Origin of the sequence: Roseomonas mucosa ATCC BAA-692 (assembly GCF_000622225.1) — a bacterium.
GTDB lineage: Bacteria > Pseudomonadota > Alphaproteobacteria > Acetobacterales > Acetobacteraceae > Roseomonas > Roseomonas mucosa.
Genome location: NZ_JHWD01000001.1, coordinates 215,528 through 238,776, shown reverse-complemented (window position 1 = coordinate 238,776; position 23,249 = coordinate 215,528). Strand labels below are relative to the sequence as shown.

Below are 23,249 nucleotides of genomic sequence, written 5' to 3'. Positions count from 1 at the left end.
CCCGCGACACGCCCCCAGATGCCGGTGCAGGGCACGATCGCGGGCCAACGGCCCTCCGTGCCCCCGGCAGGAGGAAACGCGCCATGACGCTCCATGATTCCCGCAAGCTTCCCGGACCGGACCATCCCATCGCCATCGAGCCCAACCCGAAGAGGGTGCAGGTTCGCGTTGCCGGGCGGGTGATCGCCGACAGCCGCCAGGCTCTGGTGCTGCGGGAGACCAGCTATCCGCCGGTGCAGTACGTGCCACGCAGCGACGTGGACATGGCGACGCTGGAACGCAGCCGCCACGCGACCACCTGCCCCTACAAGGGCGAGGCCAGCTACTTCACCCTGAACCACGCCGGGACGCGGGTGGAGAACGCGGCCTGGAGCTACGAGCGCCCCCACCCGGCCGTGGCCGCCATCGCCGGGCACCTCGCCTTCTATCCCGACCGGGTGGAGAGCATCGAGGAGAGCTGAGGCTGCCTAACCCACCGCGCCGGCCGTGTTCCCGGACGTATCCCCCTGGCCCCGGCCCGGCGCCCAGACATCGTCCGGCGCGGACCAGAGGTCCCGCTGCCGCGCCGCCTCCGCCACCTCCGCGGCCAGGATGTCGAGGATCGCCTCGCCCTTCTCCGCCGTGCCGGCGCGTGGGTCGCCGATCGTGCCGGTGACGGGCGCGCGCTCGGAGAAGCTCCAGAAGCGACTGTAGCCCGCGCGGCCCGCCACGGCGGGCGGCGCCTGCCGCACCGCCTCCTCCAGCCTGTCGCGGCGCACCAGGTCCGGCGTCATCGCCAGCATCAGCGAGGTCTCGGCCTCGCAGGCATGGTGCACGCCGTCCTGCCGCTCCAGCAGCGGGCCGATCGCCGCCTGTGCCACCGCCCAGGGCGTGCTGGCCACCACCGCGAGGCCGAATTCATGCGCCAGTTCCCGCGCCGCCACCGCCAGCGGGTCGACATTGCCGCCATGGCCGTTGACGATCAGCAGCCGCCGGAAGCCCAGTGCCCGCAGGCTGCGGGTGACGCCGCGCAGCACGCCGTGGAACTCCGCGAAGTTCAGGCTGATCGTGCCGCCGAAGGGCAGGTGGTGCTCGCTCATCCCCGTCCACATGCCCGGCAGGACCAGGGCGGGCGGCGCGCCGTCCAGCAGCCGCGCGGCGCGGAGGGAAACCTCGCTGGCGGTGCGCGTGTCGGTGATCACCGGCAGATGCGGCCCATGCTGCTCCAGCGACCCCACCGGCAGGATCGCCAGCGCCTCCGGCCCCGCCGCCACGGCGCGGATCTCCGGCCCTGTGAGCCGCGCCCATTCCACCTCGCGCATCATCATCCCTTTCCTGAACGGAAGGCCGGATGGTGTCCCGGCCGATCAGCGCGGCGCGACATCCATCGCCCGCGTCATCTCGTCGGCGCGCGGCGTGTGCTTCAGGTTGTCGCGCATGGCCCAGACATTGACCTGCGTGTGCAGCGGGATCCAGGCGACGTCCCTGACCGCGACACGCACGGCCTGCTGCCAGAGCTGCTCGCGCTTCTCGTCATCCACCGTGACCAGCCCCTGCTCCACCAGCCTGTCGTATTCGGCGCTGGAATAGCCCGCCTGGTTCACCGTGCCCCAGCCGCGGCTGACGTCGCGCGTGCCCAGCAGGCCACGCAGGCCGGACGAGGGCTCGCCCGTGCTGTTGCTCCAGCCGCCAAGCGTCACCGAGAAGTCCCGCCGCGCGCTGCGCTGCGCGTTCACCGCGAAGGGCACCGTGTCCACCTGCGTCTTCACCCCGACGCGCGACCACATCTGCCCGATGGTCTGCGCGATCTGCGCGTCGTTCACATAGCGGTCGTTGGAGGCGTTGAGCTGGATGGTCAGCCCGTTCGGGAAGCCCGCCTCCGCCAGCAGCGCCTTCGCCCGCGCGGGGTCATAGGGCGGCGGCTTGATGTCGGGCGCATAGCCATAGGTGCCGGGCGGCATGAACTGCCCCGTCGGCACTGCGGCGCCGGACATGATGCGGTCCGCGATCCCCTGGCGGTTGATGGCGATGCTCAGCGCTTCCCGCACCCGGTGGTCGAGAAGGGGATTCCGGTCCAGCTTCTCCCCATTCGGGCCGAAGACATAGGGGCTGGGCGCGTCGCTGCGGAAATCCGTGCGCAGATAGATCGAGCGCAGGCTGGTGGCCTCGGAGATCGCGATATGCGGCTCCTTGCGGATGCGCGCGATGTCGGAGGTCGGCACCGCGTCGATGATCTGCACGTCGCCCGCCTGCAGCGCCGCCACCCGCGCGCCGTCATTCGGGATGAAGCGGTAGTTCACCCGCGCCCAGTGCGGCTTGCTGCCCCAGTAGTCCTCGTTGCGCAGGAAGACAGCGCGGTTGCCGCTCTGGTAGCTCTCCAGCCGGAAGGGACCGGTGCCGATCGCGTTCCTGCCGTTGTTGAAGTCGCCCGTGGAGGGGTTCGGCCCCAGCCCGTGCCAGATGATCATCACCTGCGACATGTCCGCCACCATCAGCGGGTCCACCGCATGGGTGTGGAAGCGGACCGTGTGGGGATCGACGATCTCCACCCGCGCGATCGGCTTGGTGTAGAGCGCGTAGGAGCCGGGGCTGTTCACCACGGTCGGCACGCGGTCGATGGTATAGGCCACGTCCTCGGCGGTGAAGTCCTGGCCGTTGTGCCACTTCACCCCGCGTCGCAGCCTGAACTCCCAGGTCGTCTCGTCGATCGCCTGCCAGGATTCCGCCAGTCCCGGCAGCGGCTTGCCTTCCGGCGAGCGGTCTACCAGCGCCTCGAAGACGTGGTTGCCCAGAGCGATGTTCGGGGTCAGCGTGTAGTAGTGCGGATCGACGGAGTTCGGCGGCGCCGCCAGCCCCATCTCCAGCGTGGGCCCGGCCGGCTGCGCCAGGGCCTGGGGCGGCTGGAAGGTGGTGGCGGCGGTGAAGGCGGCCAGCACCAGCATGGCCGGCAGGATGCGCGGCGTGACGAACATCGGCGATTCTCCCGACAGGGAAAGTGCCGGCCGGAAGTCCCGCCCGCTGCTCTCCCGTTTCTGCAATGCCGTATGCCGCGACCCTGCCCCGGCCCACTCTCGCGGTGGGGTCCGGCGCCGGCCAGTGCAGCAACCCGGCACCGGATCGTCAACCGTTCTTCCCGGACCGGACAGCGCCGCCACCGGGACAGCCGGCCAAAGGCCGCGCAGCCGCGCCGGCCCGAAACGGAAAGGGGCCGCCCCCTTGCGGGATGCGGCCCCTTTCCGATGCTGCGCTGCGGGGAAAACCCGCCCGCCGTCACTCCGCGGCGGCGGCCGCTTCCTCGCCTTCGCTTTCCGGCGCCGTCAGCATGGTCTCGGCCACCTGGCCGGCCTGGGCGCGGATGCGCTGCTCGATGGAGGCGGCCATCTCCGGGTTGTCGCGCAGGAACTGCTTGGCGTTCTCGCGGCCCTGGCCGATGCGCTGGCTGTCGCAGGAGAACCAGGCGCCCGACTTCTCGACCACCCCGGCCTTCACGCCCAGGTCGATCAGCTCGCCGACCTTGGAGATGCCCTCGCCATAGAGGATGTCGAACTCGACCTGCCGGAAGGGCGGGGCCATCTTGTTCTTCACCACCTTCACGCGGGTCTGGTTGCCGATGACCTCGTCGCGGTCCTTGATCTGGCCGATGCGGCGGATCTCCATGCGCACCGAGGCATAGAACTTCAGCGCGTTGCCACCCGTCGTCGTTTCCGGGTTGCCGAACATCACGCCGATCTTCAACCGGATTTGGTTGAGGAAGATCATCATGCAGTTCGAGCGCGAGATCGAGCCGGTCAGCTTGCGCAGCGCCTGGGACATCAGGCGGGCGTGCAGGCCGACATGGCTGTCGCCCATCTCGCCCTCCAGCTCCGCCCGCGGCACAAGCGCGGCAACACTGTCGATCACCAGCACGTCGATGGCGCCGGAACGCACCAGCGTGTCGGCGATCTCCAGCGCCTGCTCGCCCGCGTCGGGCTGCGAGATCAGCAGGTTGTCGATATCCACGCCGAGCTTCCTGGCATAGCCAGGGTCAAGCGCGTGCTCGGCATCAATGAAGGCGCAGGTGCCGCCCTTCCGCTGGGCCTCGGCGATGGCATGCAGCGCCAGCGTCGTCTTGCCCGAGGATTCGGGGCCGTAGATCTCGATGATCCGCCCCTTCGGCAGCCCTCCGATGCCCAGCGCCACGTCGAGGCCCAGGGAGCCTGTGGACACAGTCTCGATATCGGCCATGTCCTGCTTGGCGCCCAGCCGCATGACCGAGCCCTTGCCGAAGGCGCGCTCGATCTGGCTCAGAGCCGCGTCCAGTGCCTTGTTCTTATCCATACTGCCCCCGATCGCCCCATACTGGGGCGGATGATCTGCCACCGAGGGTCGAGGACCGGGGGGCTTCCGCCCGGATCGCGCCGACCAATTCCGTCTTCGGGAGCCTAGAGCGGCTCCCCACCTCGCGCCACAGCCCAACGGAATGGCCCGTGGGTGGGTGCGCTTTTCGTTCCCTATATGTTCATGTTGGGCGGAAATTTCAACCGCTTTCCTCCACCACCCGCGTCAAACGTTGCCGCAACGTCTCGACCAGCGCCGCCGGGCGGTAGGGCTTGGCCAGGAAGCCTGTGATATCGGCATTCCGGCCGCCTTCTTCCAGCGCCTCCCGCTCCATCAGGTGCTCGGAATAGCCGCTCACCAGCACGGCCGGCAGCGACGGCAGGCGGCGGCGGATCTCCCGCAGCAGCGACACCCCGTCCATGCCGGGCATAGCAACGTCGGAGACCAGGATATCCGGCGCGAACCCCCCCGCCAGCAAGTCCAGCGCCTCCTCCCCATCCCCGGCGGCACGCACCTCCATCCCCTCCCGCCGCAGGACCTGTTCCGCCAGGCGGCGCAGCGGCGCCTCGTCCTCCACCAGCAGCACGCGCTGCCCGGCCAGCCCCTCGCGCCGCGCCTCCGCGGGGATGGACGCGGCGCCCCCATTCTCCGCCCGCGATGGAAGCAGCGCCGCCTCCTGGTGGCGGGGCAGGTAGATCCGGAAGCTGGCCCCCTCCCCCGGTCGTGACACCACCTGAAGCACGCCGCCCGACTGGCGGACGATGCCGTGCACCGTGGCAAGGCCCAGCCCCGTGCCACCTTCCGCCGAGCGCGTGGTGAAGAAGGGCTCGAAGATCCGCCCCAGCACGCCGGGCGGGATGCCCGGGCCGTTGTCGGAAACCGACAGCATCACCCAGCGGCCCGGCGGCAGCAGGTCCGGGATGCCCGGCTCGGCCTGCAAGGCCAGCCGCGTGCCCGTGGCGATGGTCAGGCAGCCCTCCGCCTGCGGCCGCCTCGCCATGGCCTGCATCGCGTTGCTGGCAAGGTTCAGCACCATCTGATCGAGCTGCACCGGATCGGCCAGGATCGCTCGCCCCGGCGCATCCAGCTGCCAGCGCAGTCCGACGCGCCGCCCCGTCATGGTACGCAGCAGGGGCTCCAGCCCCGTCACCGCCTCGTCCAACAGGACCACGCGCGGCAGCAGGGGCTGCCGCCCGGCCAGGGCCAGCAGGCGCCGGACCAGTGCGGCGCCACGGTCAGCGGCCGCGAGCAGCGCCTCCAGCGCCGCGTTGCGTTCCGCTCCATCGGCCTGGGCTTGGAAGCGCAGGTCCTCCGCCGAGGCGACGATGATGGCGAGGATATTGTTGAAGTCGTGTGCCACGCCGCCGGCGAGCTGACCGAGGGCGCGCAGCCGCTCCCCCTCCTCCGCCTGCCTCCGGAAGCGGTGGTGCTCCGCCAGATCCTGCAGCAGAAGCAGTCGCTGCCCGCCCGGAAGGAAGCGCAGGCGGCACGAGACCGGCCGCGGCTCCCGCCCCTCCCCGCCTTCCAGCATCCCCTCCAGCGGCACCAGCCCACCTCCGGCCAGCCAGGCGGCGAAGCGGACGGGCGAGGAGAAGAGCCGCGCGGCCGGCAGGTCCCGGCCCAGCGGCAAGGCAGCCAATGCGCGAAAGGCCGGGTTGGCCGCACGGACCGCCCCCTGCTCGTCGAGCAGGGCCACCGCCTCCTGGATCGCGCCGCACAGGGTCTCGATGGCACTTTCCCAGCCCTGGCCCGCCGCGGCCGGCCGAACCGTCTTCCAGGGAATCACATCCGGCCCTGTTCTGATTGCGGGACGATCATGATCAAATGGCCGTTATAAGCGCAATAGTTACATTACATCATTCAAACATAATCTTGGGTTGTGCCCATGCCGCCGCAGTGGGTGCGCCGGCCGAATGGGTGGCGAAGCGCCCTCAGCGCCCGCCGCGCCGGCGCCAGACGAAGGCGATGATCTCCGCCACCGCCGCATAATGGTCGGGCGGGATCTCCCGCCCCAGTTCCAGCTTGTAGAGCGCCCGCGCCAGGGGCGGGTTGGGCACCAGCGGCACGCCTGCCTCCCGCGCCGCCTCGCGAATCCGCCCCGCCATGGAATCCATCCCCTTGGCCACCACACGCGGAGCGCCGGAATCCTTCTCATAGGCCAGGGCCACCGCGTAATGCGTGGGATTGGTCACCACCACCGTGGCCCTGGGCACCGCCGCCATCATCCGGCGCCGCGAGGCCTGTTGCCGCAACTGCCGCTGCCGCGCCTTCAGGTGCGGGTCGCCCTCGCTCTCCTTGTGCTCCTCCTTGAGGTCCTCGCGGCTCATCCGCATGCGGCGGAGGTGCCGGAAGCGCTCCCAGCCGAAATCCCCCAGCGCCACGAGGCCGAAGGCCAGCACCGCCGCGGTGGCGAGGCCCCGCATCTCCTCGCCCGCCACCGCGAGCAGTTGTGCGGGTGAGGCCTGCATCACCGAACGCAGCCGCGTGGGATCGTCCAGGTTCCACCACAGGGCCAGCCCGACCAGCCCCAGCTTCAGCAGGGCCCGCAGGAGCTGCCCCGCCCCCTCCACCCCCAGGACGCGCTTCACCCCGGCCAGTGGGGAAAGCCGCGAGAGCTGCGGCACCAGCCCCTTGGCGCTGAACAAGCCGCCAGTCTGCAACAGCGTGGCCGCCACCGCCCCCAGCGCCGCCGCCGCCGCCACCGGCAGCACCGCCAGCAGGGCATCCCGTCCCAACCCGGACAGCGCCTCCGCCGGCAGCACCGCATGGCTGCGGGAGAGCAGGGCCTGCAGGCTGCGCAGCATCGACATGCCCGCCGCCGGCAGGGCCAGGCTGGCAGCCAGCACGGCGCAGGCCAGCGAGGCGAAGCCCGCCATCTCCCGCGATACGGCGACCTGCCCTTCCTCGCGCGCCTTCTGAAGGCGCCGCGGCGTCGGGGCCTCCGTCCTGTCCTCGGCCTCCTCGCTCATCCCGTCACAGCCCCGGCAGCCCGGCCCAGGAAGCGGCCAGCGCCGCCAGGAAACTGTCCAGCAACGGCCGCGCCACCAGCCCCAGCAGCACCATCCCGCCCAGGATCTGCGCCGGGCTGACCAGGATGTTCACCTGGAGCTGCGGCGCCACGCGGGCGAGCAGCCCGCTGGCGAGGTTCACCAGAAACAGGCCGAGCAGGAAGGGCGAGGCCAGCCGCAGCGCCAGGGCGAGCATCGCAGCCCCGGCTCCGGCCATGTCCGCCGCCGCCGCGCCGGCCGGCCAGGGCGCGCCGGGCGGCAGCACCTCGTAGCTGTCGGCCAGGGCGCGCAGGGGCTGTGCGTAGAGGCCGGTGGAAAGCACCAGCACCGCCGTCGCCAGGCTGCCCAGCCGCCCCAGGATCGCCGTCTGCGCCCCCATCTGCGCATCCGGGGCCAGCACCGAGGCGAGGCCCATCGCAAGGGCCACGATCTGGAAGGCGACGGACAGCGCCATCGCCACCACCCGCGCCAGGCCGCCGATCCATAGCCCGACCAGCAGCTCCGTCACGACCAGCCGCAGCGTGCCGGGAATGTCCTCCGGCTGCGGTGGAAGCTGCCCCGCCAGGAGTGGCAGCAGCAGCGGCACCAGCGCCAGCGCCACGGCGAGGCGGATGCGCACGGGCACGTCCGCCTCCCCCAGCCCCGGCGCGATCATCGCCGCCGCACCCAGCCGCGACAGCAGCAGCACCGACTGGAAGGCCAGCACCGGCAGGGAGCGCAGCAGCTCGGCCTCGGTCACGGCGGGCTTTCCCCGTCCCTCGCCTGGCTCAGTGCGCGCCGCCCAGCGCCACCATCTGGTCGAACAGCGTCGCGGCATAGTTCTGCAACGCATCGACCATGAAGGGGCCCAGGACCAGCAGCGCGCCGCCGCAAACGGCCAGCTTGGGCAGGAAGGCCAGCGAGGCCTCCTGCACCTGCGTCATGGCCTGGAACAGCGCCACGACCAGCCCGACCAGCAGGATGCCGCCCAGCAGGGGCGCGGCCAGCTGCACCGCGACCCACATGGACTCCCGCAGCGCGGCGGACAGGATCTCGCTTTCCACGATGTTCTCTTCCCTTCTGGAAAGGGGGGGAAGCGGATGCGTCAGATCGGCATCCGCATGATGTCCTGATAGGCGCTCACCATCCTGTCGCGCAGCGCCACGGTGGTCTGCAGCGATAGCTCCGCCTTGGAGACGGCGAGGACCACGTCGGTGACGTTGCCCTGTCCGCCGAGCGCCTGGGCCGAGGCCGCGTCGGCGCGGTGGCTGAGTTCCACCGCCCCGTCCATCGCCTGCCGCAGGGCCGCGCCGAAGCCGGACAGCGGGTCGCCCCCGGCCTCCGCCGCGCCCGGGCCGCCGGCGCTGCGATAGGCGGTGATGGCGAAATTCGCGGAAACCGGATCGCTCATCCGCGCAGCGCCTCAATCGTGCGGGACAGCATGCCGCGCGAGGTTTCCATGACGCTGAGATTGGCGCTGTAGGAGCGCTGGGCCTCGCGCATGTCCATCATCTCCACGAAGCTGTCCACGTTCGGCACGGAGACGTAGCCATTGGCATCCGCCGCGGGATGCGAGGGCTCGTATCGCTTCGGCAGTTCGCCATTGTCGCGGCCGACGCGCGAGACGCTGACGAGGTCCGTGCCGCTGGCGCGGTCGAGATGGTTGGCGAAGCTCACCGTCTTGCGGCGATAGGGTTCGGCGCCCGGCGTCAGGCCGGTGCTGTCCCGGTTCGCGATGTTCTCCGCCACCACCCGCAGACGCGTGGCCTGGGCATTCATGCCGGCGGCGGAAATCCGCAGCGCGCTGTCGAGATCCAAAGCCTTCTGCTCCTCTCAGCGGCCCAGGGCTCAGCGCCCCAGGGCTGTCTTGAACATGCCGAGCCAGGATCGGCGCAGCCCCGTCGCGAGCTGGTGCGCCGTTTCCGTGTCGGCGACCTTCATCGCCTGCTCCTCCAGCGACACGGCATTGCCGTCCGGCGTCTCCTCCACGGCGCGGCGCTCCGCACGCACCCGCGCCGGGCCGCTGCCGGCGCCCGGCGGCTGAAGATGGCGGGCATTGGTGCGCGCGAGCGCCGGGCCACCCTTGCTGGCCAGGAGATCGGCGAAGGGCGTGATGTCGCGGGCGCGGTAATGCGGCGTGTCGGCATTGGCGACGTTCTGCGACAGCACGGCCTGGCGCTGGTCGAGCCATTTCAGCCGCTGCTCGGACAGGGCGATGGGGTCCCGCCCGAGCGGGCCCGTGGCGGCGGTGTCGCGTCGCGTCGGTTCCATGGCGCGCAGCCTAGGCGGGAGGAGATGAAGACTCCGTCAACGCCGCCCGGCAGGCGCGCAACCCGCCGTTAAGGCATCGCCGCCAGAATGCGCCTCCGGAACTCCCCCCGCAGGCAAAAGGCCGCGCAAGACAATGCCTCCCTCCCTCTCCCCCTGGCTGCCCGCCCTGGCCGCGCTCGGCGCGGTGCTGCTGCTGCTCTGGCTGCTGGCGCGCGGCGCGCGGCTGACCGGCCTCGCCGCGCCCTCCGGCAAGCGCCTCGGCGTGCAGGAGGTGCTGGCGCTCGACACGCGCCGCCGACTCGTCCTGCTGCGCGTGGACGGGCGGGAGGTCCTGCTGCTGACCGGCGGCCCGCAGGACAGCGTGCTGGGCTGGCTGCCATGAGCCGCGCCCCGCTCTTCGCGGCGGCCCTCGGCGCCGCGCTGCTGCTGGCTGGGCCCGCTTTGGCGCAGTCGGTCTCGCTCGATCTCGGCCAGGCGGGGCAGCCCGGCGCCACCGCGCGCCTCGTGCAGCTCACCGCGCTGATCGGCCTGCTGTCGCTGGCGCCGTCGCTGCTGGTGATGGTCACCGCCTTCGCGCGCATCACCATCGTGCTGAGCCTGCTGCGCAGCGCCATCGGCGCGGCCAACGTGCCGCCGAATCCGGTGCTGATCGGCCTGTCGCTCTTCCTTACCTTCTTCGTCATGCAGCCGGTGGTGGAACGCGCCTGGGAGGACGGCATCCAGCCGATGGTGGAGGGAAGGATCGGCGAGATGGAGGGGCTGGAGCGTTCCGCCGAACCCTTCCGCAGCTTCATGGCCGCCAATGTGCGCGAGGGCGACCTGTCGCTCTTCCTCGACCTTGCCGGCCTGGCGCCGCCAGGGGGGGATGCCGGAAAGACGCCCGGAAAGGCGATCGAGGCGCCCTGGCGGGCGCTGGTGCCCGCCTTCATGGTCAGCGAACTGCGCCGAGGTTTCGAGATCGGCTTCCTGGTCTTTCTGCCCTTCCTGGTGATCGACCTCGTGGTGGCCTCGCTGCTGATGTCGCTGGGCATGATGATGCTGCCGCCCAGCGCCGTGTCCCTGCCCTTCAAGATCATCTTCTTCGTGATGGTGGATGGCTGGCGGCTGATCTCGGAAAGCCTGGTGCAGGGCTTCGCGAACTGACGGCGAATCATTTGTTCACCGAATGAGAATCGGTCTTAACGTTGGGTGTTGCGTCGCCCTTGCCTGCCGGGAAGGTAGGGCTGTACAGAATGTTATAATATAACCCAGGAAGTCCTATGTCCCCCTGCCTTCCCGCCCTCCATCGCCGGAGAGCCAGCCTGTCGCGGCTCTCCCTGCCACCGCTCCTGACCGCCCTGTTTCTCGCCGGCACCACGGCCGCTCCCGCCCGTGCGGACGATGCGCCGGGGCAAGAGACGCCGGGGACCAGGGAGCCGGCCTGCGAGGACGGGGCGAGCCTCACCCCCGGCGCCTGCCTGGAAGGGCAGGTGCTTCTGGACAGCTTCGCCAACACCCGGGGTGGCGTGCATCGCGGGGTCGCCGCGCTCGGCCAGCTCTCGCTGGGGACGGATCTCGATCTCGGCACGCTGGCGGGCTGGCAGGGCTGGACCGCCCGCGCCTCGGCCTATGGCATCGTCGGACGGCAGCCCTCGCCCAGCCTGATCGGCAGCCTCAGCTCGCTCAGCAACGCGGAGGCCGTGCCTACCTTCCGCCTGTCCGAGCTCTGGGTGCAGCGGGAGGTCGAGGGAATCGGTTCCCTGCGCATCGGCCAGATCGCGGCGGATACCGAGTTCTTCACCGCCGCCGCGGCAGGCAGCCTCACCAACGGCACCTTCGGCTGGCCGATGGGCATCTCCTAAGCCCTGCCCTCGGGCGGGCCGGGCTATCCCTTCGCGGCGCCGGGCATCCGCCTCACGCTGGGCGATCCGGAGGGCGGCAACGGCTTCCGGGCGGCAATCATGACCGGCGACCCGGGCGGCAAGTACGGCGCCGGCACCGATCCGCAGCGGCACAACCGCTACGGCACGAACTTCTCCTTCGCCGGCGGCACCTTCTACATCGCCGAGGGCGTGGTGGGCGCGGCGGCACCGGAGGACAGCAAGCAGCGCCCCTGGGTGGCGAAGCTGGGCGCCTGGTACCACAATGGCGGCTTCGACGATCAGCGTGGCGATCCCGGCATCTATTTCGCCGAGCCCACCAGCACCAATGCCTCGGTCGATCCCCTGACCAATGGCGGCGTGCCGCGCAAGCCGAACAACTACGGCCTCTACACGGTGGGGGAGGTGACGCTATGGCGGGGCGCGGCGTCGAACCTCGCCAGCTTCGCCCGCCTGTCCTTCACGCCCGGCGGGCGCAACCTGTTGGACTTCTACGGCGATGCCGGCCTCGCCTGGCACGGCCCCTTCGGGCGGAAGGACGATACGGCCTCGATCGGCCTCGCCTATGCCCAGACGGGCGCCGCCGGGCGCGACCTGGACCGGGCGCTGCGCGCGCTCACCGGCCTGCCGCCGACCCGGAACCGGGAAATGGTGCTGGAGGCGAACTACGAGGCCGCCGTCACCGACCACCTCGCGATCCGGCCCGGCGTGCAGTGGATCTCCCACCCCGATGCCGGCATCCCGGACGAGCGCTACCGCGACGATGCGCGGCTGCGTGACGCGGTGGTGCTGGAACTGCGCCTCGCCGCCAAGCTCTGACCGGGACGGGCCGCCGGCCGGCGGCCCTCCCCGGGATCAGGCGGGGATCAGCAGCGGCTCGGAACGGGGTCCAGCTTCTCCAGGGCCCCGTTCAGGGTGAACTCGCCGAAATCCATCTTCATGTCGTCGGCCACGCCATTGGCGTAGTAGCGAAGCCCCACCTCGTAGTCGGGCGAGGCGGCGCCGCCGGCATCCTTGCCGTCCGGCTTGCCGAAGAAGGCGATGCGCATGCGGCCGCTTCCCTGGTTGGCCAGCAGCGGAAAGCGTGGCTTCTCCTGGGGCTTGCCGTCCCAGTTCAGGATGAAGGTGGTGCTGTCCTGCGATCCGTCCTCGCTGGTGCCGTCCATCAGCGGGGCGAGCATCATGCGGCGGCCTTCCACCGCCGTGTCGATCGCCTTGATGGTGTGCATCATCGGAAAGAGCGTACCCGGCGGCATGCGGGCCTCGCTGGCCTGCGGCTGCTCGTAGCGGATGGTGCCCGAGCCGTCGGCCTCACGCGTCGCCTCGCCAACCACGCGCTGGCTGACCGCCCCGCCGCTGCTCTGGGTCATGGAGAAGCGGAGGGTATGGCCGTCCTTGCTCTCATAGGTCGAGTAGTCGGAGGCCGTGTCGATCTGCTGCCCGTCCCGGTTCAGGATGCGCAGGTTCAGCCGCTGGCGGGTGGTCCAGCCGTCGCAGGCGTCGAGCACCTCGAACAGCATGGCTCCCTGCACCCCGGCGACGTCGCTGTTCTCCCGCGTCTTCTCCAGGGTCAGTCGATAGGCCGCCCGGTGCGCCGCCATGTCCTGCACCCCCGGCAGATGGGCCGTGGCCGCGGCCGGGGGCTTCGGCGCCTGCGCCCCGGCCGGAAGGGCGACCAGGAGGCAGGGAGCCGCCAGCAGGGCCAGGGCCCCGAGGGGGGCGAGGCGCAGAACGGGGCGCAGACGCATCAGGCGGTTCCTTCGTACAGCATCTGCCAATCTAGGCCTTCGCCGCGCCGCCGGAAGCCTCCGCCGTGTCCTTCGATGTTTCCTTCTGTGTCTCCCCCTGGCCGGCGGGCTTTCCGGCGGGCTTGGCGGGCGGCAGGTCGAGCCTGATCGACAGCTCCTTCAGCCGAGCCGGCTCCACCGGGGCCGGGGCGTGCATCATCAGGTCCTCGCCCTGCTGGTTCAGTGGGAAGAGGATGACCTCGCGGATGTTCGGCTCGTCGGCCAGCAGCATCACGATGCGGTCGATGCCCGGCGCCGAGCCGCCATGCGGCGGAGCGCCGTAGCGGAAGGCGTTCAGCATGCCGCCGAAGCGGTCCTCGACCTGCTCGGCGGTATAGCCGGCGATCTCGAAGGCCCGGATCATGATGTCCGGCCGGTGGTTGCGGATGGCGCCCGAGGACAGCTCGATGCCGTTGCAAACGATGTCGTACTGGAAGGCCTTGATCTCCAGCGGGTCCTTCGAGTTCAGCGCGTCGAGCCCGCCCTGCGGCATGGAGAAGGGGTTGTGGCTGAAATCGACCAGCCCCGTCTCCTCGTTCAGCTCGTACATCGGGAAGTCGACGATCCAGCAGAAGCGGAACTCGTCCTTGGCGATCAGCCCCAGCTCCTCGCCCAGCTTCGTCCGCACCTTGCCGGCGAACTTGGGCGTCTCGTCCTTCTTGCCGGCGGCGAAGAAGACCGCGTCGCCCGGCCGCAGGCCACAGGCCTCGCGGATCGCCTCGACGCGCGCGGCCTCCAGGTTCTTGGCGATCGGCCCCTTGGCGCCGTCGGCCGCGAACTGGATGTAGCCCAGCCCGCCCGCGCCCTCCGCGCGCGCCCATTCGTTCAGCTTGTCGAAGAAGCCGCGCGGGTTGCCCGCCGCGCCCGGCGCCGGGATGGCGCGCACGATGCCGCCCCCGGCCACCACCTTGGCGAAGAGGCCGAAGCCGGAATCGCGGAACTGCTCGGTGACGTCGGTGATCCGGATCGGGTTGCGCAGGTCCGGCTTGTCGGAGCCGTATTCCAGCATCGCGGTGTCGTAGGCGATGCGCGGAAAGGGCGCGGGCGTGACCTTGCGCCCCGCCCCGAACTCCTCGAACACGCCGTGCATCACCGGCTCGATGGCGGCGAAGACGTCCTCCTGCGTGACGAAGCTCATCTCGAAGTCGAGCTGGTAGAACTCGCCCGGCGAGCGGTCGGCGCGCGCCGCCTCGTCGCGGAAGCAGGGCGCGATCTGGAAATAACGGTCGAAGCCCGCCACCATGGCGAGCTGCTTGAACTGCTGCGGCGCCTGCGGCAGGGCGTAGAACTTGCCCGGATGGTTGCGCGCGGGCACCAGGAAGTCGCGTGCGCCCTCGGGGCTGCTGGCGGTCAGGATCGGCGTCTGGAACTCGGTGAAGCCCTGATCGATCATGCGGCGGCGGATGGAGGCGATGACGCCCGCGCGCAGCATGATGTTGCGGTGCTGCTTTTCCCGCCGCAGGTCGAGGAAGCGGTAGCGCAGGCGCAGGTCCTCGGGGAATTCCTGGTCGCCGGCCACCTGGATCGGCAGCACCTCGGCGGCGGACTGGACCTCCAGCTCGCGCACCCGCAGCTCGATTTCGCCGGTCGGCAGCTTCGGGTTCACGGTGGAGCCCTCGCGCATCACCACCTCGCCGGTCAGCGTCACCACGCTCTCGGGGCGCAGCGCATCGGCGGCCTCGAAGACCGGCGAGCCCTGGGCCACGACGCACTGGGTGATGCCGAAATGGTCGCGCAGGTCGATGAAGAGCAGGCCGCCATGGTCGCGCTTGCGGTGCACCCAGCCCGAGAGCCGGGCGGTCTTGCCGGCATCGGCGGCGCGAAGGGCGCCGCAGTTGTGGGTGCGGTAGGCGTGCATGGGAGGAAAACCCTGGATCATTCGAGAAGGGGTGGCAGGAAGGGCGGCGGGGCGCGCCCTGTCAAGCCTCCCCGCCACCGCCGCCGCCGGGAAAGCCGGGCGGCAGGCCTGCCCCCCCGCCCCGGCAGTCCCCTCCGGCTCCCGTGGCGGCGACCATCGGCCGCCCCGGGGACTGCCCCCAGGCCATCCGTTGCCCCGCGCCGGACCGGTGTCCCCGCCCGGCCCCCATGCCGGAACCGCAACGCTTCCTGCCGATGCCCGGTGGACCTCGCCCGGGACCGCTCCTAGAAGGAGCCGATGAGCCGCCGTTCCACGCCGCCGGACCCCGCGCCCGTCCTGGTCACCGACACCGACGCCCTCGCCGCCCTCTGCGCCCGGTTGCGCGAGGAGGATTTCGTGACCGTGGACACGGAATTCATGCGCGAGAAGACCTACTGGCCGGAGCTGTGCGTGGTGCAGCTGGCGGGTGAGCGCGACGTCGCGGTGGTGGATGCCCTGGCCCCGGGGCTGGACCTCGCCCCGCTGGGCGAGCTTCTGGCCGACGAGCGGGTGGTCAAGGTCTTCCACGCCGCCCGGCAGGATGTGGAGATCTTCCTGCTCCGCTTCGGCAATACGCCGCGGCCCATGTTCGACACCCAGATCGCCGCCATGGTGGCCGGCTTCGGCGACCAGGCTTCCTATGACAGCCTGGTCCGCGCCCTGGCCCATGCGCAGATCGACAAGGCCCACCGCTTCAGCGACTGGGCGGCCCGCCCCCTGTCCGCGGCCCAGATCGCCTATGCCGCCGCCGACGTGACGCATCTGCGCCGGGTCTACCGCGCCCTGCGTGACCGCCTGCAGCGCGAGGACCGGCTGGACTGGGTGGGCGAGGAGATGGCCGCCCTGACCGACCCGGCGAACTACCGCACCGATCCGGAGACGGTCTGGGAGAAGCTGCGCCCCCGCACCAGCAACCGCCGCTTCCTGGCGGCCCTGCGCGCCGCCGCCGCTTGGCGGGAGCGCGAGGCGCAGCGGGTGAACGTGCCGCGCCAGCGCCTGGTGCGGGACGAGAGCCTGCTGGAGATCGCCGCCACCATGCCGCAGGACGCCGCCGGCCTGGCCCGGGCGCGCGGCGTGTCCGAGGGCTTCGCGCGCGGCAAGTCCGGCGCCGGGCTGCTGGCCGCCCTGGCCGAGGCCCGCGACCTGCCGGACGAGGCCCTGCCGGAGCTGGCGCGCGAGAAGCAGGGCCCGCCCGCCTCGCCGGCCCTGGTGGCGCTGCTCAAGGTCCTCCTCGCCGCCAAGGCGGAGGAGCACAGCGTGGCGCCCAAGCTGATCGCCAATGGCGAGGATATCGACCGCATCGCCTGCCGCGACGGGGAGCAGGTCCAGGCCCTGTCCGGCTGGCGCCGCAAGGTCTTCGGCGAGGATGCCATGGCGCTCTGCTCCGGCCGCCTCGCCCTGGGGGTGGACGGCAAGCGGATCCGCCTGATCCCGGCCCGGTAGAACCCCGCCGCACCGGCGGCGGGCCTGGTGGGCCGGCAAATCCGCCGGCCCTCATCCGCCCCGCCGGCACTCTCCCGGCCAAACCTTCTTCCACCCGGTGCGTTGGTCGCCCAGAGCTTGGGGAAGGCCCCTGGCATCAGGGAAGCGAGGTTCATGCCATGGATGAAGACCGGATCATCGGCGCCGCGAAGCAGGGCGCCGGCCGCCTGCAGAGCGCCACGGGCGAGCTGATCGGCGACAGCCGGATGCAGGCTCGCGGCGACTACTACGAGGCCGAGGGCCGTGCCGAGAACGCCCTGGGCGGCCTGGCGGACACGATCCGCGAGCAGCCGCTGACCTCCGCCCTGATCGCGGTCGGCATCGGCTGGCTGATCGGGCGGCTCCGCATCATCTGACACGGCGCGCCCCGGCGCTGCCTTACCAACGCGCGGCGACGGTCACGGCCGCCGCCACCGGAGGCAGCGCAAGGCGCCTCCCCCTCGCGGGGGAGGCCGGATCGCGGGACGTGGGGTCCCGCGCCGGCTTCCTGGCCCGGATGGCGGTGCGGGAGCCGCTCATCCGGGCCCTGCCGCCTGCGTTCCGTCCTGTTTTCGGCGCATCCTTGCCATTCTGGAGACACACCCTGCGGAACAGCGGGGTTGTTGCAGTTGTGAGAACGAGCCTGTGTGCCGTTCCGTCACATCACGCGTTGCAGGCCATACCTCACCATGATGTGGCCCGATGCCCGACCCGTCTTCCGCTATCCCTGCGTCATCCCCCCCGGCGCCAGCCATGGCTTCCAGCCCGGTCGGCCTGTCCGCGGCCCAGGGTGCCCGGCAGGTCCCTCCTCCCCCAGCCCAGGTTCCCCCGCCCTACAGCCCCGACCTGAAGCACCTGCTGACCATCGTGGTCGCCGTCGTGGTGGTCAGCGCGCTCTACTTGGCGCGCGAGGTGCTGATCCCGATCACCCTGGCCATCCTGCTGTCCTTCGTGGTGGCGCCGATCGTCGGCCTTCTCCGCCGCCTGGGCCTCTGGCGCACCCCGGCCGTGCTGGCGGCGGTGCTGCTTGCCATGAGCGTGATCCTGGTGCTGGGCAGCATCATCGGCCTGCAGATCGCCGGGCTGGCGCAGGACCTGCCGCGCTATCAGGTCACCATCCAGCGGAAGGTGGACACGGTGCAGGGCACCGCCCTGGGCTGGGTGAACGATTTCGTGCGGCAGATCGACCATGCCCAGCCGGGCACGCCACCCGCCGCCACGCCCGGCGAAGGCACCCGGCCACTGCCGGTGGAGATCCAGCAGGGCCCGCCCTCGCCCATGGAACTGGCGCAGCGACTGCTCTCGCCCGTGCTGGGACCGCTGGAGACGGTCTTCATCGTCTTCATCGTCGCCATCTTCATCCTGCTCCAGCAGGCTGACCTGCGGGACCGGCTGATCCGCCTCTTCGGCTCGGACGACCTGCACCGCACCACCGTGGCCCTGGACGACGCGGCCAAGCGCCTGTCGAAGTACTTCCTCGCCCAGCTCGCCATCAACGGCTGCTTCGGCGCCTTGGTGGCGGCCGGGCTCTTCTTCATCGGCGTGCCGAGCCCGCTGCTCTGGGGCATCCTGGCCGCGCTGTTCCGCTTCATCCCCTATGTCGGCGCGCTACTGGCCGCCGCCCTGCCCATCGCCCTGGCCGCAGGTGTCGATCCCGGCTGGAACATGGTGATCTGGACTGCCGCCCTCTTCCTGGTGACGGAACCCATCATGGGCCAGGTGGTGGAGCCGATGGTCTATGGCCACAGCACCGGCCTCTCCCCCGTCTCGGTCATCGTCGCGGCGATCTTCTGGACCTGGCTCTGGGGCCCGATCGGCCTGATCCTGGCCACACCCCTCACCCTCTGCCTCGTGGTGCTGGGCCGGCATGTGGAGCGGCTGGAATTCCTTGACGTCATGCTGGGCGACCGGCCCGCCCTGACGCCCGCGGAGAACTTCTACCAGCGGATGCTGGCCGGCGACGCGGACGAGGCCCAGGCGCAGGCCGAGAGCCTGCTGGAGGACCGGCCCCTTTCCTCCTACTACGACGAGGTGGCGCTCAAGGGCCTGCGGCTGGCGGCCAACGACGCGCAGCGCGGCGTGCTGTCCGAGGCCAAACTGCAGCAGATCCGCGACACGACCTCCGTCCTCGTGCAGTCCCTGGCCGAACAGGAAGACCGCGACCCGACGCCGCCCGAGGAACGCAGCGCTGTGGAGGAGCAGAGCGTGGCGGAAAAGGCCCTGCCCCGCCGCGCCGCTCCCGCCGTGGTGCTGCCGCCGCCGGAATCCTGGCCCGAGGCCTGGCGTGGCGAGGGCGCGGTGCTCTGCCTGCCCGGACGCGGGCCGCTCGACGAGGCGGCCTCCGCCATGCTGGTCCAGATCCTGGGCCGGCACGGGCTGGGCGCGCGCCTGCTGCCGCACGAGGCGGTTTCCCGCACCGCGATCGGGCGGCAGGATTTCTCGGGCGTGGCCATGATCTGCCTGTCCTACCTGGATATATCCGGTAGCCCGGCGCATCTCCGCTACCTGCTCCGCCGGCTGCGGCAGAAGGCCCCCGGCGCACCTGTCGTGGTAGGCCTCTGGGACGCGCAGGACGAGGTGCTGCGCGACGCCGCCCTGCGCGGCGCCATCGGTGCGGAGCACTACACCACCTCCCTCGCCGAAACCGTCACCGCCTGCCTGAAAACCGTTCGCGCCGCGAGCCAGGTGCCGGAGATGGCCCCGGCAGCGGAGTGAGGCGCAGGCGGTCTGGACGTTGCGCTTCCCGGCCGTCCCGGGAGCAAGGCTCTGCCTCGTCCCCGAGACCCCCACTCCGCCGGGGACCGAAGCCGGTCCCCGGACCCCGGGCTTTCAGTGGTTCCGGTGGCGGTTGTCAGCCTGCGCCCCGATCCCCGGGCGCAGGTGGATCGGCGGGGCTCCCGAAAAGAAGGACATCCCGGCCGCGCTTTTGGCGCCCGCAGTCGCCGGAGAGCCAAACTCTCCGGCGCGATCAGGCATCAGCGGGCGCCAACGAAAACGGATCCAGGGCGCGCAGCGTCCTGGCGGAGAGGGTTCGGGGAAGGCGGCAACTCCCCCGGAGAGCCACGGCTCAGAGAATGAACCGGCTCAGATCGGTACTCGCAGCCAGGGCGCCAACCTTCTCCCGCACATAAGCGGCGTCGATGGCGACCTCCTGCCCGGCACGGTCGGCGGCGGTGAAGCTCAGCTCCTCCAGCAGCCGCTCCAGCACGGTGGCGAGGCGACGGGCGCCGATATTCTCTACCCGCGCGTTGATGTCCGCCGCCATGTCGGCGATCGCGTCCATCGCATCCTCGCCGAAGCTCAGCCGCACGCCCTCGGTGCCGAGCAGGGCGACATACTGCTTGGCCAGCGAATGCTCCGGCTCGGTCAGGATGCGGCGGAAGTCGTCGCGCGTCAGCGCGCTCAGCTCCACGCGAATCGGCAGGCGTCCCTGCAGCTCCGGCAGCAGGTCTGAGGGCTTGGCGAGGTGGAAGGCGCCCGAGGCGATGAAGAGGATATGGTCCGTCTTCACCGGCCCGTGCTTGGTGTTCACCGTGGTGCCCTCGATCAGCGGCAGCAGGTCGCGCTGCACGCCCTCGCGGCTCACGTCGCCGCCACGGAAGCCCTCCGTGGTGCGGGCACAGACCTTGTCGATCTCGTCGATGAAGACGATGCCGTGGTTCTCGGCATGGGACACCGCGTCGCGGGTCAGCTTCTCCTGATCGAGCAGCTTGTCCGCCTCCTCCCGCACCAGCAGCGGACGCGCGTCGGCGACGTGCATCTTGCGCGGGCGCTGGCGGCCGCCGAACATCTTGCCGAGCATCTCCTGCATGTTCGCCATCTGCGCGCCGGGCGGCATGCCGGGGATGTCCATCATGCCGACCGGCGTGCCGCCGCCATCGGCGACCTGGATCTCCACTTCCTTGTCCTCCAGCGATCCCTCGCGGAGCATGCGGCGGAACTTCATGCGCGTCTCGCCCGAGGCGCCCTCGCCCACCAGGGCGGTGACGATGCGCTCCTCGGCGTTGACCTCGGCCTTGGCCTGCACGTCGCGCCGGGCGGTGTCGCGCACCTGCACGATGGCGGCCTCCACCAGGTCGCGCACGATCTGCTCCACGTCGCGGCCGACATAGCCGACCTCGGTGAACTTCGTGGCCTCGACCTTGAGGAAGGGCGCGTTGGCGAGCTTGGCCAGGCGGCGGGCGATCTCCGTCTTGCCCACGCCGGTCGGGCCGATCATCAGGATGTTCTTCGGCACCACCTCCTCGCGCAGCCCCTCAGGAAGCTGCTGGCGGCGCCAGCGGTTGCGCAGCGCGATGGCCACGGCGCGCTTGGCGTCGCCCTGGCCGATGATGAAGCGGTCGAGCTCCGAAACGATCTCGCGCGGAGACAGGTTCACGGGCTCGGCCGCGGCGGGGGAGTTGTCCAGCGGCATGGTCACAGGGTCTCCAGCACGAAGCGGCCATTGGTATAGACGCAGATATCGGCGGCGATGGTCATGGCGCGGCGGGCGATCTCCTCCGCGTCCAGCCCCTCCACCGGCATCAGCGCGCGGGCGGCGGCGAGGGCGTAGTTGCCGCCGGAGCCGATGCCGATGATCTGGTCCTCCGGCTCCAGCACGTCGCCCTGGCCGGTGATCAGCAGGGAGCGGTTGCTATCCGCCACAGCGAGCAGCGCCTCCAGCCGCCGCAGGTAGCGGTCGGTGCGCCAGTCCTTGGCAAGTTCCACCGCGGCGCGTTCGAGCTGGTCGGGAAACCGTTCCAGCTTGGCCTCGAGGCGTTCGAGCAGGGTGAAGGCGTCCGCGGTGGCGCCGGCGAAGCCGGTGATCACCCGGCCGCCGGCGATGCGGCGGACCTTGCGGGCGTTGTTCTTGACGACGGTCTGACCCATGGACACCTGGCCGTCGCCGGCCATGGCCACCTTCCCGTCCTTGCGGACGCAGAGGATGGTGGTGCCGTGCCAACCGAGGGGGTCACGAAGAGGGTCGTGGTTGGAATGCTGTTGCATGGACCGCGATGTGGCGATCCCCGCGCCGCAGCGCAATCCGGGGGGTGGGGCGGAACGCAGGGCAGGGTCGCAGTGCCGGAAGGGCTCGGTCTCCTCCGGCCAGGGCGCCGCCGGATTCCCCCCGGAACACCGCCGGAACTGTGCCGGGAACGCCCTGGGCGGAGCGCAGAAGGCGGGTGCGGAAGAGGCGCCGCTGTGCTTTGCTGCGCCCCCTGGCGGTGCCGGCACCCCCTTCGCCAGGCGGGCGGCCCTGGCCGTCGCCTTCGGGGACCAACCTTTCGGGGTGGCGCCGCCGACTGGCTTCCGGACGGACGCGGCGCGACAGGATGCCGGACAGGGTCCCGGATGGATCAGCCTGTGGGGTCAGGTCCGGCCGAGGGCGCCTTGATGAGAAGGCCTGGGGTCATGGATGTCCCCGGGCGGGTGGAATGGGGCACGATGCCGGGCAAGGTGAGCCGGAATCTCTTGGTCAGGACAGGCTGCGGAAGTTGAATCGCATGCGCGTGCAACGGCTCGCCCCGGTCCTGCCGGCCATGGCCCTGCGTCAGCCTCCCGGCCTGCTGCCCGCCCCGCCCCCGCTGCCACCCGGTGGCGGTCATGGCGCGCCGGCGCGACCTCCCGCGCCCGCCCGCCCGCCATCCGGCGGCAAGCGGCCGGAGGATCGTGGCTGGCGCCGCTGGCGGCGGCCGGCCTTTCTCGCCTCGGCCCTGCTCCATGCCGCCCTCCTTCTGGCGCTGCTGCTGACCTGGCAGGGGCGGGAACAGCCGACACCCTTGCCCGAGGCCGGCGTGCCGGTGATCTTCGAGGATGCCGGGGACGCGCAGCGGACCGCACGGCCGCAGGAGCCTCCCTCGGCCCCCATGCCGCCGCCGAGCCCCGAAAGCGCCGCCCCGCCGCCGCCCGCCCTGGCCGAGGCGCCGCGGCCGGAAGCCGCCCCGCTGGCCCCGCCGGCCGAGACCCCGCCCGTGCAGGCGCCGCAGCCCGAGCCCACCCCGCAGGCGCAGGAGGCCCCGCCGCCCCCCGCCCCGCCGCCGCCGCTTCCCACCCCGCCCCAGCCACGCACGGCCGAACCCCCGCCGCCGCAGCCGCCCACGGTCGCGGAGGAGCTGCCGCCACCGCCGCCTCCCGCGCCCCCGGCGCCGCCCCGCCCGGCAGCTCCCGCGCCCGCCCGGCCGCCCGCGCCGCATCGCGCGCCCTCGCCCTTCGCCGGGGCGCTGGACCTCAGCCGCGGCCCGGCGGTGAACCTGTCCCAGGCCGTGCCGCGCCCGAACATCCGGCCGAACGCCACCGGCCAGGGCCGCGGGCTCGACCTGTCCTTCAACACGCCCTCCCCGCGCGCGCCGCGCGCCGCCTCGCCCTCCGACCTCGGGACCTCGGTGAGGATCCAGGGCGCCAATCCGGGCGCCGACTGGATGGCCGCCTTCCGCGCCTGGCTGGACCGGAACGGCTACTACCCGCAGATGGCCGCCATGGCGGGGGAGGACGGCACCGCCACCGTGCGCTTCACCGTGCTGAAGAACGGGCGGGTGCAGGACCTGCGGCTGGTCAGCCGGTCCGGCTCCAAGTGGCTCGACATGGGCGCGCAGGCCATGCTGCGGGACAAGACCCTGCCGCCCTTTCCGGAAGGGACCAGGGCCGACAGCACGGAGATCACCCTGACCATCGACTACATCCTGATCCGCCGCTGAACCCATGCCGGCGCGGC

General features: G+C 71.4%; 21 protein-coding genes and 1 pseudogene. 8 read left to right on the top strand and 14 right to left on the bottom strand.

Going from position 1 to position 23,249, the window contains the following annotated elements:
- Positions 1–83: 83 nt before the first annotated feature.
- Positions 84–461 carry a DUF427 domain-containing protein gene (locus BT98_RS0101140; protein WP_019463396.1) on the top strand — a complete coding sequence of 126 codons (378 nt, stop codon included), beginning with the start codon at positions 84–86 and terminating at the stop codon, positions 459–461.
- A 6-nt stretch (positions 462–467) separates the two neighbouring features.
- On the opposite strand, the gene BT98_RS22775 is transcribed toward BT98_RS0101140, so the two are convergent.
- The 10 genes from BT98_RS22775 to BT98_RS0101090 form a co-directional block, all read right to left on the bottom strand.
- Positions 468–1,307: a creatininase family protein gene (locus BT98_RS22775; RefSeq protein WP_239371139.1), complete on the bottom strand. Its 840-nt coding sequence runs from the start codon at positions 1,305–1,307 to the stop codon at positions 468–470.
- A gap of 39 nt (positions 1,308–1,346) precedes the next feature.
- A complete protein-coding gene (locus tag BT98_RS0101130) occupies positions 1,347–2,951 on the bottom strand; it encodes an ABC transporter substrate-binding protein (protein ID WP_019462668.1) in 1,605 nt (534 codons plus the stop codon).
- A 298-nt stretch (positions 2,952–3,249) separates the two neighbouring features.
- On the bottom strand, positions 3,250–4,296 hold the full coding sequence (gene recA / locus BT98_RS0101125) for a recombinase RecA (protein ID WP_019462667.1): 1,047 nt from the start codon (positions 4,294–4,296) through the stop codon (positions 3,250–3,252).
- A 199-nt stretch (positions 4,297–4,495) separates the two neighbouring features.
- The gene (locus tag BT98_RS0101120; RefSeq protein ID WP_019462666.1) at positions 4,496–6,082 is read right to left on the bottom strand and encodes an ATP-binding protein; all 1,587 of its coding nucleotides are present in this window, start codon (positions 6,080–6,082) and stop codon (positions 4,496–4,498) included.
- A 145-nt stretch (positions 6,083–6,227) separates the two neighbouring features.
- On the bottom strand, positions 6,228–7,265 hold the full coding sequence (locus tag BT98_RS0101115) for an EscU/YscU/HrcU family type III secretion system export apparatus switch protein (protein ID WP_019462665.1): 1,038 nt from the start codon (positions 7,263–7,265) through the stop codon (positions 6,228–6,230).
- Positions 7,266–7,269: 4 nt separating this feature from the next.
- Entirely contained in the window at positions 7,270–8,043 is a 774-nt protein-coding gene (locus BT98_RS0101110) for a flagellar biosynthetic protein FliR (protein ID WP_019462664.1), read from the bottom strand.
- A 28-nt stretch (positions 8,044–8,071) separates the two neighbouring features.
- The gene (locus tag BT98_RS0101105; protein ID WP_019462663.1) at positions 8,072–8,347 is read right to left on the bottom strand and encodes a flagellar biosynthetic protein FliQ; all 276 of its coding nucleotides are present in this window, start codon (positions 8,345–8,347) and stop codon (positions 8,072–8,074) included.
- Between the two features lie 41 nt (positions 8,348–8,388).
- Positions 8,389–8,694: a flagellar hook-basal body complex protein FliE gene (gene fliE / locus BT98_RS0101100; protein WP_019462662.1), complete on the bottom strand. Its 306-nt coding sequence runs from the start codon at positions 8,692–8,694 to the stop codon at positions 8,389–8,391.
- A complete protein-coding gene (flgC, locus tag BT98_RS0101095) occupies positions 8,691–9,101 on the bottom strand; it encodes a flagellar basal body rod protein FlgC (RefSeq protein ID WP_019462661.1) in 411 nt (136 codons plus the stop codon). The genes fliE and flgC overlap by 4 nt, the downstream gene beginning before the upstream one ends.
- 30 nt (positions 9,102–9,131) lie before the next feature.
- On the bottom strand, positions 9,132–9,554 hold the full coding sequence (locus BT98_RS0101090; RefSeq protein ID WP_019462660.1) for a flagellar basal body rod protein FlgB: 423 nt from the start codon (positions 9,552–9,554) through the stop codon (positions 9,132–9,134).
- Between the two features lie 133 nt (positions 9,555–9,687).
- On the opposite strand from BT98_RS0101090, the gene BT98_RS22770 reads away from it, so the two are divergent.
- From BT98_RS22770 to BT98_RS28520, 3 genes and pseudogenes are all read left to right on the top strand, one after another.
- Positions 9,688–9,936: a flagellar biosynthetic protein FliO gene (locus tag BT98_RS22770; RefSeq protein WP_019462659.1), complete on the top strand. Its 249-nt coding sequence runs from the start codon at positions 9,688–9,690 to the stop codon at positions 9,934–9,936.
- On the top strand, positions 9,933–10,697 hold the full coding sequence (fliP, locus tag BT98_RS0101080; RefSeq protein WP_019462658.1) for a flagellar type III secretion system pore protein FliP: 765 nt from the start codon (positions 9,933–9,935) through the stop codon (positions 10,695–10,697). The genes BT98_RS22770 and fliP overlap by 4 nt, the downstream gene beginning before the upstream one ends.
- 116 nt (positions 10,698–10,813) lie before the next feature.
- Positions 10,814–12,232: pseudogene (locus tag BT98_RS28520) on the top strand (carbohydrate porin).
- A 47-nt stretch (positions 12,233–12,279) separates the two neighbouring features.
- On the opposite strand, the gene BT98_RS0101065 reads toward BT98_RS28520, so the two are convergent.
- Positions 12,280–13,161 (bottom strand): cell envelope integrity EipB family protein, encoded by an 882-nt coding sequence (locus tag BT98_RS0101065; RefSeq protein ID WP_019461938.1) that lies wholly within the window; start codon positions 13,159–13,161, stop codon positions 12,280–12,282.
- Between the two features lie 31 nt (positions 13,162–13,192).
- Positions 13,193–15,058 (bottom strand): aspartate--tRNA ligase, encoded by a 1,866-nt coding sequence (gene aspS, locus BT98_RS22760; protein ID WP_019461939.1) that lies wholly within the window; start codon positions 15,056–15,058, stop codon positions 13,193–13,195.
- Positions 15,059–15,355: 297 nt separating this feature from the next.
- Between aspS and rnd the strand changes: the two genes are divergently transcribed.
- The 3 genes from rnd (at position 15,356) to BT98_RS0101045 (ending at position 19,273) form a co-directional block, all read left to right on the top strand.
- The gene (gene rnd, locus BT98_RS0101055; protein ID WP_019461940.1) at positions 15,356–16,540 is read left to right on the top strand and encodes a ribonuclease D; all 1,185 of its coding nucleotides are present in this window, start codon (positions 15,356–15,358) and stop codon (positions 16,538–16,540) included.
- A 158-nt stretch (positions 16,541–16,698) separates the two neighbouring features.
- The gene (locus BT98_RS0101050; protein ID WP_019461941.1) at positions 16,699–16,935 is read left to right on the top strand and encodes a CsbD family protein; all 237 of its coding nucleotides are present in this window, start codon (positions 16,699–16,701) and stop codon (positions 16,933–16,935) included.
- 376 nt (positions 16,936–17,311) lie between these two features.
- Positions 17,312–19,273, top strand: a complete 1,962-nt coding sequence (locus BT98_RS0101045) for an AI-2E family transporter (protein ID WP_019461942.1) — start codon at positions 17,312–17,314, stop codon at positions 19,271–19,273.
- 352 nt (positions 19,274–19,625) lie between these two features.
- Here the strand turns inward: BT98_RS0101045 and hslU are convergent, their stop codons facing one another.
- On the bottom strand, positions 19,626–20,972 hold the full coding sequence (gene hslU, locus BT98_RS0101040) for an ATP-dependent protease ATPase subunit HslU (RefSeq protein ID WP_051005054.1): 1,347 nt from the start codon (positions 20,970–20,972) through the stop codon (positions 19,626–19,628).
- A 2-nt stretch (positions 20,973–20,974) separates the two neighbouring features.
- Positions 20,975–21,544 carry an ATP-dependent protease subunit HslV gene (gene hslV / locus BT98_RS0101035; protein ID WP_019463355.1) on the bottom strand — a complete coding sequence of 190 codons (570 nt, stop codon included), beginning with the start codon at positions 21,542–21,544 and terminating at the stop codon, positions 20,975–20,977.
- Positions 21,545–22,041: 497 nt separating this feature from the next.
- On the opposite strand from hslV, the gene BT98_RS0101030 reads away from it, so the two are divergent.
- On the top strand, positions 22,042–23,232 hold the full coding sequence (locus BT98_RS0101030; protein ID WP_027297119.1) for an energy transducer TonB: 1,191 nt from the start codon (positions 22,042–22,044) through the stop codon (positions 23,230–23,232).
- The last annotated feature ends 17 nt before the right edge of the window (positions 23,233–23,249 follow it).

Bases quoted from the DNA above. Each gene is read 5' to 3' on its own strand.
- BT98_RS0101140 (WP_019463396.1), top strand. From the start codon at position 84: ATGACGCTCCATGATTCCCGCAAGCTTCCCGGACCGGACCATCCCATC.
- BT98_RS22775 (WP_239371139.1), bottom strand. From the start codon at position 1,307: ATGATGATGCGCGAGGTGGAATGGGCGCGGCTCACAGGGCCGGAGATC.
- BT98_RS0101130 (WP_019462668.1), bottom strand. From the start codon at position 2,951: ATGTTCGTCACGCCGCGCATCCTGCCGGCCATGCTGGTGCTGGCCGCC.
- recA (WP_019462667.1), bottom strand. From the start codon at position 4,296: ATGGATAAGAACAAGGCACTGGACGCGGCTCTGAGCCAGATCGAGCGC.
- BT98_RS0101115 (WP_019462665.1), bottom strand. From the start codon at position 7,265: ATGAGCGAGGAGGCCGAGGACAGGACGGAGGCCCCGACGCCGCGGCGC.
- fliE (WP_019462662.1), bottom strand. From the start codon at position 8,694: ATGAGCGATCCGGTTTCCGCGAATTTCGCCATCACCGCCTATCGCAGC.
- BT98_RS0101090 (WP_019462660.1), bottom strand. From the start codon at position 9,554: ATGGAACCGACGCGACGCGACACCGCCGCCACGGGCCCGCTCGGGCGG.
- BT98_RS22770 (WP_019462659.1), top strand. From the start codon at position 9,688: ATGCCTCCCTCCCTCTCCCCCTGGCTGCCCGCCCTGGCCGCGCTCGGC.
- fliP (WP_019462658.1), top strand. From the start codon at position 9,933: ATGAGCCGCGCCCCGCTCTTCGCGGCGGCCCTCGGCGCCGCGCTGCTG.
- BT98_RS0101065 (WP_019461938.1), bottom strand. From the start codon at position 13,161: ATGCGTCTGCGCCCCGTTCTGCGCCTCGCCCCCCTCGGGGCCCTGGCC.
- aspS (WP_019461939.1), bottom strand. From the start codon at position 15,058: ATGCACGCCTACCGCACCCACAACTGCGGCGCCCTTCGCGCCGCCGAT.
- rnd (WP_019461940.1), top strand. From the start codon at position 15,356: ATGAGCCGCCGTTCCACGCCGCCGGACCCCGCGCCCGTCCTGGTCACC.
- BT98_RS0101050 (WP_019461941.1), top strand. From the start codon at position 16,699: ATGGATGAAGACCGGATCATCGGCGCCGCGAAGCAGGGCGCCGGCCGC.
- BT98_RS0101045 (WP_019461942.1), top strand. From the start codon at position 17,312: ATGGCTTCCAGCCCGGTCGGCCTGTCCGCGGCCCAGGGTGCCCGGCAG.
- hslU (WP_051005054.1), bottom strand. From the start codon at position 20,972: ATGCCGCTGGACAACTCCCCCGCCGCGGCCGAGCCCGTGAACCTGTCT.
- hslV (WP_019463355.1), bottom strand. From the start codon at position 21,544: ATGCAACAGCATTCCAACCACGACCCTCTTCGTGACCCCCTCGGTTGG.
- BT98_RS0101030 (WP_027297119.1), top strand. From the start codon at position 22,042: ATGCGCGTGCAACGGCTCGCCCCGGTCCTGCCGGCCATGGCCCTGCGT.